The sequence below is a fragment of the Shewanella sp. 10N.286.52.E4 genome (assembly GCF_041468785.1).
Classification (GTDB): domain Bacteria; phylum Pseudomonadota; class Gammaproteobacteria; order Enterobacterales; family Shewanellaceae; genus Shewanella; species Shewanella electrodiphila.
The window spans coordinates 69,207-84,674 of the sequence record NZ_JBFRJJ010000023.1 but is presented as its reverse complement, the minus strand read 5'-3'; the positions used below and the strand labels follow the sequence as shown (position 1 = coordinate 84,674).

The 15,468-nt window shown below is 40.0% G+C and carries 12 protein-coding genes; 4 read left to right on the top strand and 8 right to left on the bottom strand.

Annotated features, from left to right (window positions below; genetic code table 11):
- Window positions 1–62: 62 nt before the first annotated feature.
- Both dsbB and nhaB read right to left on the bottom strand, forming a co-directional pair.
- Entirely contained in the window at window positions 63–578 is a 516-nt protein-coding gene (gene dsbB / locus AB4153_RS13830) for a disulfide bond formation protein DsbB (RefSeq protein ID WP_102526241.1), read from the bottom strand.
- An 83-nt stretch (window positions 579–661) separates the two neighbouring features.
- Complete coding sequence (nhaB, locus tag AB4153_RS13825; RefSeq protein ID WP_303514354.1) at window positions 662–2,248, bottom strand: sodium/proton antiporter NhaB; 1,587 nt, start codon at window positions 2,246–2,248, stop codon at window positions 662–664.
- Between the two features lie 446 nt (window positions 2,249–2,694).
- Between nhaB and fadR the strand changes: the two genes are divergently transcribed.
- Entirely contained in the window at window positions 2,695–3,426 is a 732-nt protein-coding gene (gene fadR / locus AB4153_RS13820; RefSeq protein WP_102526276.1) for a fatty acid metabolism transcriptional regulator FadR, read from the top strand.
- Window positions 3,427–3,522: 96 nt separating this feature from the next.
- Here the strand turns inward: fadR and AB4153_RS13815 are convergent, their stop codons facing one another.
- The 4 genes from AB4153_RS13815 to sodB all read right to left on the bottom strand — a co-directional run bounded on the left by AB4153_RS13815 (window position 3,523) and on the right by sodB (window position 9,284).
- Entirely contained in the window at window positions 3,523–5,085 is a 1,563-nt protein-coding gene (locus tag AB4153_RS13815; protein ID WP_371997845.1) for a SpoVR family protein, read from the bottom strand.
- A 10-nt stretch (window positions 5,086–5,095) separates the two neighbouring features.
- Window positions 5,096–6,367, bottom strand: coding sequence for a YeaH/YhbH family protein (locus AB4153_RS13810; protein WP_102526238.1), 1,272 nt, complete (start codon window positions 6,365–6,367; stop codon window positions 5,096–5,098).
- A 65-nt stretch (window positions 6,368–6,432) separates the two neighbouring features.
- Window positions 6,433–8,367, bottom strand: coding sequence for a PrkA family serine protein kinase (locus tag AB4153_RS13805; protein WP_102526237.1), 1,935 nt, complete (start codon window positions 8,365–8,367; stop codon window positions 6,433–6,435).
- 332 nt (window positions 8,368–8,699) lie between these two features.
- On the bottom strand, window positions 8,700–9,284 hold the full coding sequence (gene sodB / locus AB4153_RS13800; protein ID WP_102526236.1) for a superoxide dismutase [Fe]: 585 nt from the start codon (window positions 9,282–9,284) through the stop codon (window positions 8,700–8,702).
- 235 nt (window positions 9,285–9,519) lie between these two features.
- On the opposite strand from sodB, the gene AB4153_RS13795 reads away from it, so the two are divergent.
- Window positions 9,520–9,861 (top strand): Grx4 family monothiol glutaredoxin, encoded by a 342-nt coding sequence (locus AB4153_RS13795; protein ID WP_102526235.1) that lies wholly within the window; start codon window positions 9,520–9,522, stop codon window positions 9,859–9,861.
- 128 nt (window positions 9,862–9,989) lie between these two features.
- Here AB4153_RS13795 and AB4153_RS13790 read toward each other — a convergent pair whose 3' ends face one another.
- Window positions 9,990–11,225 carry a uracil-xanthine permease family protein gene (locus AB4153_RS13790; protein WP_303514364.1) on the bottom strand — a complete coding sequence of 412 codons (1,236 nt, stop codon included), beginning with the start codon at window positions 11,223–11,225 and terminating at the stop codon, window positions 9,990–9,992.
- A 207-nt stretch (window positions 11,226–11,432) separates the two neighbouring features.
- On the opposite strand from AB4153_RS13790, the gene AB4153_RS13785 reads away from it, so the two are divergent.
- Both AB4153_RS13785 and hda read left to right on the top strand, forming a co-directional pair.
- Window positions 11,433–12,527: a DUF2066 domain-containing protein gene (locus AB4153_RS13785; protein WP_371997843.1), complete on the top strand. Its 1,095-nt coding sequence runs from the start codon at window positions 11,433–11,435 to the stop codon at window positions 12,525–12,527.
- 143 nt (window positions 12,528–12,670) lie between these two features.
- Window positions 12,671–13,381, top strand: a complete 711-nt coding sequence (hda, locus tag AB4153_RS13780) for a DnaA inactivator Hda (protein ID WP_102526232.1) — start codon at window positions 12,671–12,673, stop codon at window positions 13,379–13,381.
- A gap of 86 nt (window positions 13,382–13,467) precedes the next feature.
- Here hda and AB4153_RS13775 read toward each other — a convergent pair whose 3' ends face one another.
- Entirely contained in the window at window positions 13,468–15,468 is a 2,001-nt protein-coding gene (locus tag AB4153_RS13775) for a PKD domain-containing protein (RefSeq protein WP_371997841.1), read from the bottom strand.

The following is a 15,468-nucleotide window of genomic DNA, read 5'->3' as shown; positions in this document are numbered from 1 at the left end:
AGTGCTTTTTTGTTGGGTATATAGTGTGCGAGCTCAGTAAGTACATTAACAAATACTATTCACTATTTAGTCTTAAGCGGTTTGATTGCAGGGATAAGCATCACTGCTAGTACAATGAGATAAATAACAAACGTCACCACCATCCACTGCGCCATACTGACTGACAAAAATGTCCACGGATCATCACTACACATCCCCGTAGGTGAGAAAACCGAAGGAAGCCATTCATCAAGAGGCATCCAAGCTGGAAATTCAGGAAAGAATGAGCAGGTAGAAAAAGGCGAAGGATCAACTTGTAACTCATTTAATTCAAGGGATAACTTAAGTCCCCATGCAGCGCTTACGCCCCAGCCAATTAATCCTATAAAACGCGTTAACCATAACTTAGGTGCTAATGCGCCAAACACGCCAGCAATAATTAACCCAAGTACAGCGACTCGAACATAAATACACATCACACAAGGATCGAGTTCCATGATGTATTGAAAGAATAGGGCAGCAGCTTCAAGCCCAATGGCTGAAAGCAATAAAATAATCCATGCAGCGCGTGAACGCGTAAAATGTTGTAAACCAGTCAAATCAATCTCCTGTCGATTTATGACGATAAAAAAACACCCTCGAATGAGGGTGTTTTCTAAAGCAACGTTAAATCATATCAGTATTAATGTCCAACAGAGCTGCCAAGAACTTCTTTTGCAGAGTGATGGATAATAATTTGATTATCGTAGAAATACTGGGTTGATTCCGTTAAGAGCCCAGATTCAATCATAACAATACCAACGATAGACAATACGATTGTGTATGGTAACGCCATCCATACCATACGACCGTATGACAGTCTCACTAACGGTGCTAGAGCAGATGTTAATAAGAACAAGAATGCAGCCTGGCCGTTTGGCGTTGCAACAGATGGTAGGTTAGTACCTGTGTTAATGGCAACCGCAAGTAAATCAAACTGATCACGAGTAATTTGGCCATTAATCAGCGCAGCTTTTACTTCGTTAATATAGACCGTGCCAACGAATACGTTATCACTCACCATAGACAGTAAGCCGTTTGCGATATAGAAGATCACTAACTGTGCATTACCTTCAAAGCTCAGTGCCCACTGAATCACAGGCGCAAACAAATGTTGGTCAATAATGACGCCGACAACAGCAAAGAATACAGCTAGTAAGGCGGTAAACGGTAGAGCTTCTTCGAAGGCTTTACCTAGCTGATGTTCATCAGTAACCCCATTAAAAGCAGTGGTTAGAATGATGACAGATAAACCAATTAAACCAACTGATGCTAAATGGAATGCAAGACCGATAACTAACCAAACGCCGACAAGTGCTTGAACCAGCAGTTTCATCTTGTCTGCTTTGGTACGGTTTTTATCTTCGTAATCGGAGTAATCGCTTAAAATTTTATGCACGGCATCAGGTAGCTGGGCACCGTAACTGAACCATTTAAACTTTTCGACGATAAAACATGTGGTGATACCGGCAAAAAACACAGGGATTGTCACAGGCGACATACGAATAAAGAATTCACTAAACTGCCAGTGCGCTTGCGCTGCAATGATCAAGTTTTGTGGCTCACCGACCATCGTACACACACCGCCTAATGCAGTACCAACACCGGCATGCATTAATAGGTTACGTAAGAAACCACGAAAAGCTTCTAGCTCTTCGTCATTCAATTGTTCGCGAGTTTCAGAGGTATGGTCATGATCGCTGCTAAAATCTTTACCTGAAGCGACTTTGTGGTATATCGAGTAAAAGCCAATAGCGACAGCGATAATAACTGCAATAACCGTTAGTGCATCTAAGAAAGCGGATAAAAATGCAGACGAGATACAAAACATCAACGAAACAACAATTTTAGAGCGCACCTTTGTGATCATTTTAGTGAACACAAACAGGAGCAATTGCTTCATGAAGTAAATACCGGCGACCATAAAGATCAGTAGTAGTAATACTTCTAGATTTGCTTCAATTTCATGTAAGACTTGTGCAGGCGAAGTCATGCCGATAATGACAGCTTGTATCGCTAACAGGCCACCAGGTTGAAGTGGGTAACACTTTAACGCCATTGCGAGCGTAAAAATAAATTCAATGACAAGTACCCATCCTGCGATGAATGGACTGACAAAGAAAAATAAAAGTGGATTGATTACAAGAAACGATAATATTGCATATTTGTACCATCTTGGCGAATTGCCCAAGAAGTTACTAAATAATGCAGCACCAGGGGTTGACGGCATAATAGCCTCTCCAGTTGTGAATTTGATAAGTGAACTTTTGAGGAAGGAATCTGACAGACAAATCGTAGCCGAAATGAGAGTTTGTAAGATAAAACCGGTTAGATAGTGCTTAAACTATGTTGTTTATTAGCTACTTATCATCAGTTTAATCAAGTTGATACAATTATTTCTTAGCGCTTATTATTTGTATTTTCAAAATTCGTTAGTTGTGCCACTAACTTACATCCATTTTGTTTGGCGCGTAGTTTAGCGCAAACTTTTTATATTGTAATGCGATAAAACTTATCCTTCGACAAAAAGGTAACCAATATAACTATTGGCTCACAAAGTTTTTGCGACTTGTATAATTAATCGCCGTTGGCGCATCTAAATCGATTGTTTAACGACTCACAATGGTGTGAAATGACATGACCTCTGGTATGATCAGTTCATTGGGTAACCACGGGATGTTCAAGTTGACAATTATCAATGCAAAAGGTCCTGCAAGTTTTGCAGAGAAGTATATCGTTCGTTCGATATGGGAAAATAAGTTTCCACCAGGTTCAATTTTGCCTGCAGAACGCGAACTTTCAGAATTAATTGGTGTAACAAGAACCACGTTACGCGAAGTACTACAGCGTTTAGCTCGTGACGGTTGGTTAAAAATACAACACGGCAAACCAACTCAAGTTAATAACTTTTGGGAAACCTCAGGACTTAATATTCTTGAGACAATAGCGGATTTGAATCCAGATGGATTTCCGTTGCTTGTCGATCAGCTATTATCAGCAAGAGCAAATGTTAGCGCGATATATTTTCGCGGTGCGGTGCGCAATAACCCTGAAAAAGCACAAGAAGTATTAGCAAAAATACACCAACTAGAAGACAGTGCTGAAGCTTATGCAGAATATGATTATGAGTTGCATCATGCTTTGGCATTTTCGTCGGGAAATCCACTGTACGTCTTAATTCTTAATGGATTTAAAGGTTTATACAGCCGAGTAGGACGTTATTACTTCTCGAGTCAAGAAGCTCGATCTATCGCATTAGATTTTTATAAAGCATTAGAGAAATTGGCGATTGATGGTAAGTACACTGATGTTCCTGCGTTAATGAAGACGAATGGTATTAATAGCGGCATTATGTGGCAAAAACTGCGTGATGATATGCCTGCTGAAATCGCACAAAATGATAAATAAATGCGAATAATATAGCCGTTACATCTTTGATATTGATACAAAAAACCAACCTAACGGTTGGTTTTTTTATGCTACAAACTTACGTAAGTAAAACAACTACAGAGTGGTCATTTTTCCTTCTTCTTTAGGAGCAGGGCATTGGGCTAGTTTTACGATTTTTCCATTCGCATCAAGCTGCTCAAGGCTAACATCAAATCCCCATAGACGATGTAGATGCTTCAAGACTTGCTCATTACTTTCCCCTAAAGGGATCCGTTTATTAGGCACATAGCGTAATGTTAATGAACGGTCACCATTAATATCTACCCGTTGAACTTGGATGTTGGGCTCAAGATTAGAGAGATTATACTGTTGTGATAGTTTCTCACGGATCAAATGATAACCGCGGTCGTCATGAATGGCAGATACCGACAATCTGTTACAGCTGTCGTCATCGAGAATACTGAATAATTTAAAGTCCCGAATAACTTTTGGTGACAGGTATTGGCTAATGAAACTTTCGTCTTTAAAGTTTTCCATGGCAAAGGTCACCGTGGTAAGCCAATCACTTCCTGCAATATCAGGAAACCACTTTTTATCTTCTTCAGTTGGGTTTTCACAAATGCGTCTAATATCGACAAACATATTAAAACCTAATGCATAGGGATTAATGCCACTGTAATAGGGACTGTTATAGGCTGGTTGCGCGACAACGCCGGTGTGGCTTTGTAAAAACTCTAACATAAACCTATCAGTCACCGTTCCTTCATCGAACATGTGATTGAGTATGGTGTAATGCCAGAATGTGGCCCACCCCTCATTCATCACTTGGGTTTGTTTCTGAGGGTAAAAATATTGCGCCATTTTTCTCACTATGCGGACGATTTCTCGCTGCCATGGCTCTAATAATGGCGCGTTTTTTTCGATGAAATATAAAATATTTTCTTGTGGCTCATCGGGGAAATTAATGCCTTCGTCTTGCTTGTGTTCATCAGGATTCTTAGGAACCGTACGCCATAAATCATTCACTTGGCTTTGTAAGTAACTTTCACGATCTTTTTGGCGCATCTTTTCTTCTTTAAATGACACTTCAGCAGGGCGCTTGTATCTATCAACGCCGTAGTTCATTAATGCATGACAAGAATCGAGAGTTAGTTCAACTTGCTCAACACCAAACCTTAACTCACATTCATGAATATAGTTCTTGGCGAAAACTAAATAGTCGATGATTGAACTGGCGTCAGTCCAAGTTTTAAAGAGGTAATTATTTTTAAAGAAGCTATTATGCCCAAAACTTGCGTGGGCTATCACTAACGCTTGCATTGTGATAGTGTTTTCTTCCATTAAATAGGCGATACATGGATCGGAGTTAATTACGATTTCATAGGCTAAACCCATTTGACCGCGACGATATCCTTGCTCGGTTTCAATGAAACGTTTACCGAAAGACCAATGTGTATAGCCGATAGGCATGCCGATCCCCGCATAAGCATCCATCATCTGCTCAGCTGTAATCACTTCGATTTGATTGGGGTAACTGTCTAGCTTATAAAAAGCTGCGACTTTTTCAATTTCTTCCATGTAGGTTTCAAGTAATGGAAAACTCCAATCAGGACCGTCATCTAGTGGCATTTTTTTATTATCGTCAGCTTCGGTTGAATCAATATTTTCTGCTGTCATTGTGTTCTCCTTAGCTTGGCTGCTTTTTGAATAATTCACGGAACACGGGGTAGATATCATTAACCTCTTTAATATGTTGTACAGCGATATTGCCAAACTGCTCTTGTAAGGCTTCGTATTCTCGCCAAAGGGTTTGATGCGCGCGTCGGGTGATTTCGATATAACTGAAATAACGCGATACCGGTAAGATTTTATCCGCTAATAACTGTCTACACGCTGGGGAGTCATCAGCCCAATTATCGCCATCAGATGCCTGTGCAGCATAGATATTCCACTCTTCGGCGGGGTAGCGTTCCTGTTGAATTTCATGCATTAAATTTAAGGCGCTTGAAACAATGGTACCGCCTGTTTCTTGGGAGTAAAAAAACTCATGTTCGTCGACTTCTTTAGCTTGAGTATGATGACGAATATAAACCACTTCTAAATTCTTATAGGTTTGAGTTAAAAACAAATACAACAGAATGTAGAAACGTTTTGCCATATCTTTAGTGGCTTGATCCATCGAACCTGACACATCCATTAAACAAAACATCACGGCTTGGCTTGATGGCTTTTCACGTTTGGCAAAATTATTAAAGCGTAAATCGAAACTGTCTATAAAAGGCACACTGTCAATTTTTTTCTGTAAATCTTCTATTTGTTGTTTCAAATCCATGATGATTTCAGCTTGCGTACCTGGGGTATTTTCAAGCTCATTTAATGTGGATTTAAGCGCTTTCAGTTGCTTCTTTTTTCCGGCCGTCATGGCGATACGGCGGGCGTGAGACGAGCGAAGCGACCGAACAATATTAATGTTGGCGGGTACACCGACATTAGTAAAACCAGCACGATAGGTTTCAAATTCAACCATTTGCTTCGCATTGGTTTGCTGAAGATCTGGTAGGGCTAAGTCTTCAAATAATAATTCTAAGTATTCATCATTTGAAATTTCAAATAGAAATTCATCTTTGCCTTCACCAGAATTTGAAGCTTCACCTTCACCACTGCCATCACCAGCGCCGCCACCTTTAGGACGTTCAATTTGATCGCCTTGATTAAATTGGTCGTTGCCTGGGTGAACACGCTCACGGATCCCACCTTGTCCTTGGTGAAAAATAGGCTCGCTGATATCCCGAGTGGGGATACTAATTTTTTCGCCTTTGTCGATGTCAGTAACACTTCGGCGGGTAACAGCGTCGCTTACTGACTTTTTAATTTGTTTTTTATAACGTTCAATAAAACGTTGTCTGTTAACCGTGCTTTTGCCCTTTGCATTGAGGCGTCTATCTATAAAATTTGCCATACACAACTCCTAATGGACTTTGACCTATACCGATTTATCGTAATACAGGTCAAAGTGAGCAAGATTTATGACGATTTACGCACTCTCAAGTACCATTCAGACAGTAACCTAACTTGCTTTTGGGTATAGCCTTTTTCCATCATTCGATTGATAAAGTCATCGTGTTTTCGCTGATCATCAGCAGATGTTTTAGCGTTAAATGAAATTACGGGTAGCAAGTCTTCGGTGTTGGAGAACATCTTCTTCTCGATCACAACGCGTAGTTTTTCGTAACTGGTCCATAATGGGTTGTTACCTTCATTATTGGCCCTAGCACGTAATACGAAGTTAACGATTTCATTACGGAAATCCTTGGGATTACTGATCCCCGCAGGTTTTTCAATTTTTTCAAGTTCTGCATTAAGTGCTGATCTATCAAATAATTGTCCTGTTTCAGGGTCACGGAATTCTTGATCTTGGATCCAGAAGTCTGCGTAGGTGACATATCTATCAAAGATATTTTGTCCGTATTCAGAGTAGGACTCTAAGTAAGCTGTTTGAATTTCTTTCCCGATAAATTCAACATATTTAGGGATGAGGTATCCTTTCAGGAATTCTAAATAGCGTTCACTCATTTCACTTGGAAATTGTTCTTGTTCAATTTGTTTTTCTAAGACATAGAATAAATGGACGGGGTTAGCAGCAATCTCTGTGTCATCAAAATTAAATACCCGCGATAAAATCTTAAATGCAAAACGAGTGGATAACCCTTGCATGCCTTCATCTACCCCAGCGTAATCTCGGTACTCTTGGAATGACTTAGCTTTGGGATCAGTATCTTTGAGTGTTTCACCGTTATAAACACGCATTTTTGAATATATTGATGAATTTTCAGGTGCTTTTAAACGTGACAAGATACTAAACTGAGCAAGGGTTTCAAGGGTACCTGGTGCACAAGGCGCCGAAGACAGTTCAGAATTACTTAATAGCTTTTGATATATTTCAATTTCTTCTGATACACGTAAACAATAAGGCACTTTGACGATATACACTCGGTCTAAGAAAGCTTCATTGTTCTTATTATTTCTAAAGGTCGTCCACTCAGACTCATTCGAGTGGGCGAGGATCATGCCATTGTAAGGCAGTGCAGATAACCCTTCTGTGCCGTTGTAGTTACCTTCTTGAGTTGCAGTTAATAGTGGATGAAGCACTTTAATCGGCGCTTTAAACATTTCCACAAACTCCATCACGCCCTGGTTTGCACGACATAACGCCCCAGAGTATGCATAAGCATCTGCGTCATCTTGTGAAAAATGCTCAAGTTGTCGTATATCGACTTTACCTACTAAAGCAGAAATATCTTGGTTATTTTCATCACCAGGCTCAGTTTTCGCAATAGCTGTTTGATCTAAAATTGAGGGGTAGACTTTAACCACTTTGAATTTGCTTATATCACCACCAAATTCATGCAAACGCTTCACGGCCCATGGAGACATGATAGTTTTAATGTAACGAGTTGGAATATTATATTCATTTGTTAATAGCTCACCGTCTTCATCTGCATCGAATAGGCACAGAGGACTATCATTTACAGGGCTACGGACGCCATTAGCAGTTAAGATGAAGATCGGTACTTTTTGCATCAGTGATTTGAGTTTTTCAGCAAGCGAAGACTTACCACCACCTACAGGCCCAAGTAGATACAAGATCTGTTTCGATTCCTCTAAGCCTTGTGCTGAATGTTTGAGATAAGACACAATTTGCTCAATTGATTCTTCCATACCGTAAAAGTCTTTAAAGCTAGGGTAGTGGGTAATAAGACGATTTGAGAAAATACGACTCAACACCGGATCTTTCGAAGTGTCGATGGTTTCAGATTCACCGATGGCCAGTAGCATTCTTTCTGCTGCAGACACATATGCACTTCTATCTTCTTTACAGATTTCGAGAAATTGCTGTAATGAATATTCTTCATCTAGCTTTTGTTCATAACGTTGTTGGTAATGTTCGAATATGCCCATAAGAAACCCCTTGAAACTTAGCTGAAAGAAAGTGATTGATAGCGCATTTTTAATGACTAAAACTGAAAATAATTTCCATCATTTCTTGTGTGTAAAAACCATTTGCTAGGTTAAGTCTAGGTCAGAGGTTTGATATTTGCGAGGTGGGATAAATAAAAACTTCAATAAAAACAAAGATAAACAGTTGCATTTGCAACTATTGCAAAAGTGGAGTTATAAATAAACGAATATTGCGAACAATTTGGAAAGTCAGAAACTATCCCAATTTGAGTAATAAAAAAGGAGCCATAAGGCTCCTTTTATCTCATCTCTTTTGTACCTAAATAGGTAGATTAACCAGCGAAGTTCGCGTTAACGAAATCCCAGTTAACTAATTCCCAGAACGCTGCCATGTAGTTAGGACGAACGTTTCGGTAATCAATGTAATAAGCGTGTTCCCAAACATCAACAGTTAACAATGAAGTCACTGATTCGTCAGTTAAAGGAGTTGCTGCATTGCTTGTGTTCACGATTGAAACTGAACCGTCAGCATTTTTTACTAACCAAGTCCAAGCGCTACCAAAGTTGTTAACTGCAGAATCAGTGAACTTAGCTTTGAATTCTTCAAAAGAGCCGAATGCTGCATTAATTGCATCAGCAATGGCACCAGTAGGCGCGCCGCCAGCATTTGGTGCTAGACAGTTCCAGTAAAAAGTGTGGTTCCAGATTTGAGCTGCGTTGTTGAACATGCCGCCAGTTGAAGTTTTAACAACTTCTTCTAATGTTTTGTTCGCAAATTCAGTACCTTCAACAAGACCATTAAGCTTAACAACGTAAGTGTTGTGATGCTTACCGTAGTGATATTCGATAGTCTCTTCAGAAATGTGTGGTGCTAGTGCGTTCTTAGCATATGGTAATGCTGGTAATTCGAAAGCCATTATTATCTCTCCATGGACATAGGTTATCGTTTTTATGAGTACCACTTAGGCATCATTGCTCTGCCGACATTGTACTTAAAATTTTTGTGATGTGAATCATTGTTTGATGAATAATGTCGATAGACGCAATCTAAAAAAGCTATTTTTATTATAACCCTACAAACTGTGGGATTTTGTTATTGCCCTAGCTCTTGTACAATGGGTGTAGATTATTAAGTTGCACTTAGGAATTACAATGGAAACAGTAGACAAGATCAAACAGCAAATCAGTGAAAACCCTATCATCGTATACATGAAAGGGTCACCAAAGTTACCAAGCTGTGGTTTTTCATCGCAAGTTGCACAAGTCATGATTAACTGTGGTGAGCAGTTTGCATTTGTTGATATTTTACAGCATCCAGATATTCGTGCTGAATTACCAAAATTTGCTAATTGGCCAACTTTCCCACAATTGTGGGTTGAAGGTGAGCTAATTGGCGGTTGTGACATCATCACTGAAATGTACCAAAAAGGTGAGTTACAACCAATTATCAAAGAAACTGCTGATAAGTTTCGTACAGAAGAAGACGCTGAATAAGCTCTTTTTTATCGCCAATGATGATTAGCAACAGAGCCTGATGCTAATACGATTAAAGCGTATTAAAAAGCCCTAACAATTCGTTAGGGCTTTTTTATTGTGTAGAATATTTTTAATTGGATAAATAATTAATGAGCACTTTCCTCAGTGTCTTTAATTGTCTTTGGCAGAATAAGATTCATTAAAATAGCCACTAAACCACATAAACTGATACCAGTTAAACTAAACTCACCAATACCGAACGCCATCCCGCCAATACCAAAGACTAATGTAACCCCAACAATACTTAAATTTCTTGGTTCATTTAAATCGACTTGATTACGGATAAGAGCATTAAGACCTACAGCTGCTATAGAGCCAAACAGTAAGCACATAATGCCACCCATTACAGGTAGGGGAATGGTTTGCATTAACGCGCCTAACTTGCCAATGAAGGCTAGCGTAATGGCTGTTATTGCAGTCCATGTCATTATCCGAGGATCGAAGCTTTTAGTGAGCGTGACAGCGCCAGTAACTTCAGAATATGTCGTATTAGGTGGGCCGCCAAAAGCTGATGCGGCCATCGTTGCTATGCCATCGCCGGTTAAGGTGCGATGTAATCCTGGCTTTTTAAGATAATCTTTACCGGTAACATTGGAAATGGCGAGAAGGTCGCCGATGTGCTCAACTGCTGGCGCAATCGCGACAGGGATCATAAATAATATGGCTTGCCAATGAAATTCAGGTGCGACAAAGTTTGGCACTGCTAACCATGGTGCTTGGTTAACTGCTGTAAAATCAACAATACCGAAAGCCATACTGAGGCCATAGCCAACGAGTATCCCAGCCAGAATCGGCATGACTTTTAAAATACCTTTTGCAAAAACAGCAATTGCTACAGTGGTCGATAAAGACATAATTGCAATAAAGAGCGCGATATTTTGATCGACTAAAACGGCGCTGCCGTCCCCAGTTTTACCCAGTGCCATATTAACTGCCATGGGAGCGAGTCCTAGACCAATAATGATGATGACAGGGCCAACGACTACTGGCGGCAGTAATTTATGGATAAAGCCACTGCCGTTAATTTTAACTAACGCACCCAAAATGACATAAACAAAGCCTGCGACCATTAATCCGCCCATCGTGGCAGGTATTCCCCAAGTTTGCACCCCGTACATAATGGGGGCAATGAAAGCAAAGGATGAAGCCAAAAAAATGGGCACTTGTCTTTTAGTGATAACTTGAAATAACAGTGTGCCAATACCTGCGGTAAACAATGCCACGCTGGTATCTAAACCACTCAGTAAAGGCATCAATACTAATGCACCAAATGCGACAAATAACATTTGCGCACCTTGCAATGGGATGAATAAACGTTTCATGTGTAGATAATTTTCCATTCAGGTATAAATTAAGCTGTAAGATAGGCCAATAATCGTTAAATGTCTGTAATGTAAATCAAGTTTAAGTCTAGATTTAGCATTATTAGTGGCAAATCTTGCTTGAAAATTGGTTAGGCAATGTAATTTTAGAAGCAAAATTAATATGCTACACTTCGATCACTTTCATCTATTGCTGCTTATTTTCTTATGCTAAAAATATTTTTACAAATCATTGTTATGAGTGCGCTATTCAATTTTTATAGCCCTAAAGCGATTTCTGCAGAAATCGGCCTTTTAGATGAGGCTGATATTGTTGTCACGTCAAGAGCACGCTCTGAGCGACAAGCTGCGTTGAAGACTGCTTTGTCTGCGGTATTTGTAAAAAACTCAGGTCTGCCATCTGTATTAGAACACCCGTTGGTTAAAGCACAAATCAATAAGCCTGAAGTACTGCTTACTCAATACGGTTATAGTGAAGTTGATAATGAACTGATATTGAAAGCGAACTTCGATCATAAACGAATTATTTCTACGCTACGTCAAGCTGAACTCCCAGTTTGGGGGCGTCAACGTCCTCTAACTTTATTGTGGCTATCAATTGAAGATGAAGGTGAGCGCAATATTTTATCTGATGCCTCAGAGCTCGATACGCGTTCACAGATTCATTTAGATTCAAGCAACAAAGGTATTCCTGTTATTTTGCCAATAATGGATTTAGATGATGTGATGAAAATAAGCGTATCTGATGTACGAGGCATGTTTACTGACGTGGTTGCAGAAGCATCTACTCGTTACCGCGCCGATTACTTTGCTGTTGCTGACATGGATAAAGTGGGCGGTTTTGTGCGTTTTCAAGTGTCACTATTTGATAAAAGTAATAAAGGTGGATTAATGCAGCCTTTGATTCATCAACAAGCTGAAGTGTTGGATTACCAACAAGCTACCGAACAGATTTTAAGCACCTTAGCTGAATACTTTGTGAGCCAATATGCTTTTGCGGACAGCGGCAATAGTGCAGAGACCTTGCTGTCTCTAGCAGGTGTACAGAGCATGGCTCAATTAGTTGAAATTGAAGCTTACTTAAATCAGTTGAGTGCAATTAAAACAGTCAGTTTAAGTCAGTTTAAAGCTAATACGGTAACCTATAAACTTGAGTTATTTGGTGATGCTGACGATTTACAAAAACTTTTGAACATCAACAAGCGTTTAACTGAAAATACTTTTGTCGAACCAGTTATTGAACAAGAATCAACGGAAGTTTCACCAGAACAGGTTACCACGCTCTACTACCAGTGGCATTAGTCGCTAGTTTTCTAGCCAATAGATACGTGATCACGATCTAACTGATCACAGTTGAATGAGTTAGACTAGTTAAACAACAGCAGACACTAAAACGATTGTGTTATACTAACTGTCGCTTGTTTACATTATTAGAGAATTTTTGAGTGACCCAAAACTCACCAAAACAATTATCATTACCCGTATACTTACCTGACGATGAGACTTTTCAAAGTTATTACCCAGCCATGGGTAACGATGAGTTGATTCAAAAGCTTCAAGCTGCTGCAGAAGGTAGCTTAGCGTCAAGTTTATACTTATTTGGCCCTGAAAAATCTGGCCGAACGCATTTAATGCATGCTGCTTGTGCTCATGCCAATGATCTCGATCGTCGTACCTTATATATTCCCCTAGGGATCCATGCCAGCATTTCTCCTGCTCTTTTTGAAGGTGTTGAGTCACTACAATTAATTTGTATTGATGATATTGATGCTATTGCTGGTCATCCTATTTGGGAAGAAGCATTGTTTCATCTATATAACAGAGTGACTGAACAAGAAGATTGTCGTCTTATTGTCAGTGGTAGTTCGTCGCCAACGGAAGCGGGTTTTGCCTTACCTGATTTAATCTCTCGTATGCAGTGGGGGTTAATTTATCAGCTACAACCTATGGCGGATGAAGAAAAGTTAGTGGCTCTGCAGCGAAGAGCTGCAATGCGTGGCTTACAATTATCTGATGAAGTAGGGCGCTTTTTATTAACTAGAATGGCACGTGATTTACGCACATTGTTTGATGTGCTTGATAAACTGGATAAAGCATCAATGGTGCACCAAAGAAAGTTAACGATTCCTTTTATTAAAGAGATGTTGAGATTGTAAATCGTTCTTTTTGAATTTTGTCAGTTAAATAAAAAGCCACCTTATCGGTGGCTTTTATGATCTCATGTACCTGACGAGTATCTCGCTTATCGTTTAGGGATTGGCATATCTCTGTGTTCACGACCTATTAGAACAGGGCGTCTTTCAACGCTTGTCTCTGAGCTACTTAAACTACTGACTTTAGACAGTGATTGAGCAATGCTAGGACTAATGTCAATATTTTCAAACCAATCTCGTCCAGGCGTCATATTAATAGGTTCAGGTAAACCATTTAATAAAGTCTTACCGTCTATTTCTGGCATGATTTCATCAATGACGAATGCAGCTCTATCGAGTAACTCAGCAGAGCCCACACGACCTCGCTGCCCCCAGTCAACTATAAGATTAGTTGGATCGGTAACAGCTACGTCGCGTTGTATTTGATAACGATGACTCATAAATGACTCTTCAAATAACATGGCAGCATCTTCACGAGTAGAAGAGTAGGCATAAAAATCATTCGCATGATCAGATAAGAAAAAGCTGGTGACATCATCCGGCATATAGGCTTTTTGTGTCTCATTCGCTGTTTCACCTAAAAAGCTAACACCAGCTAAACCAAACATTTCACTACTGGTTAGCGGATCTACATTTTGAAGTTGATCAGAAATAAGGCCATTGCTGTCTGTACGACGGTAAAAGTCGTCTATTAATGTTGGCCCAGTTAACGTGCTATGAATCGAGCGCGGGAAAAAGTCATTTGCATGGGCTAATTCATGATAAAGCAAGCTGGCTAAACTAGGAGTGATATCTGCCAAGGTTCTTGTTGTTCTTTCTGTTTTTGCAATACGGCCATAGGCATAATCATTATCTTTTACATAGCGCCATGGCATGATGAACTGTAAATCATTACCGAAGTCACTGCGATAATCTGGCGCTTCATTGATACTGTCTCGCTGCTCTGGCGTGAACCACAAGTATTCAGGATCGAGATAAATAGCACCCGTCGCGACCCAGTAAAAAGAAGGTCTCACATCGTAGCTGATGACAACTGCCGTGACAGATTGCAGTAGCTTAATAAAGTCGCTATTGGGATCAGATTGCTTTAGGAAGGTTTCAAAATTCTCTCCCATCCAGTCATGAGATACCACAACACGCTCCATCACAGATTCAATATTCTCTGAATTGGAGACTTGGCCAATTAATGGTAAATCAGCAATATCACAAGTTTGGTTAAGTTGGTTTGAATATACGCAATCTGAAGCATTAGCAGAATAAATAGAAGCAGAATTATAGGAATAGGTTCGTGCGACGGGTTGATCAAAGTAAGGTGATGTGATTGCAGATTCATTGGTGACTAACACAAACACTTCATCGGAAAGTGTTTCACCAGCAAACTGGCCAGTGGCCTTTAAACCGATGACACTGTCTGAACTCACTGACGGGGCGGTAAATAAGGGGCGTTCAGGATCGGTTAAATCTAATTCAACGGCTTGGTTAGAAAAGTAACACCACTCTATCTCATCAACAATTTGCTCATTGATACGAGCTACCCTGAGGCTGACCCCATTACCTTGGACAACTTGGTGGTCACTGTTGATATTTAATTGGTTAATTGCACTGCCTGCTGTAATTGAGACAGTTTCGCTGAGGTCTATTTGTGGGCCTGACACATTAGCAGTAAAACTGTAGTTGCCAGAACTCGGAATAATAAATGATAAAACAGGACTATTTTCTGAACTCAGCGAGACGTCAGGGCCTGATGTTTGTTGCCATTGATAGGTAAGACCAGCTGAATCGCGATTGTTAATATTTGCAATTACTGTGGCAGATTGCCCCGCAGAATAACTTTGCTCAATATTGAAGTTTAAATCAGACGTTGTGTCGACTATTGTCAGGCCAGAACTAGTGTCACAAGTATTAATTGGTAAAGCATTATCTGGTGTAGTTTGACCATCACTGGACGAGTCACTTGAGCTGCCGCCACAGGCACTTAACATTACAGTTGCAATCACTAAACTGCTCATTGCAAATTTTTTTGTGGCCCCTTGATAAGGTTTTTGAATCGCGGCCTCAGCTGAAATACGCTTGTTAAACAAAGTCTTCAT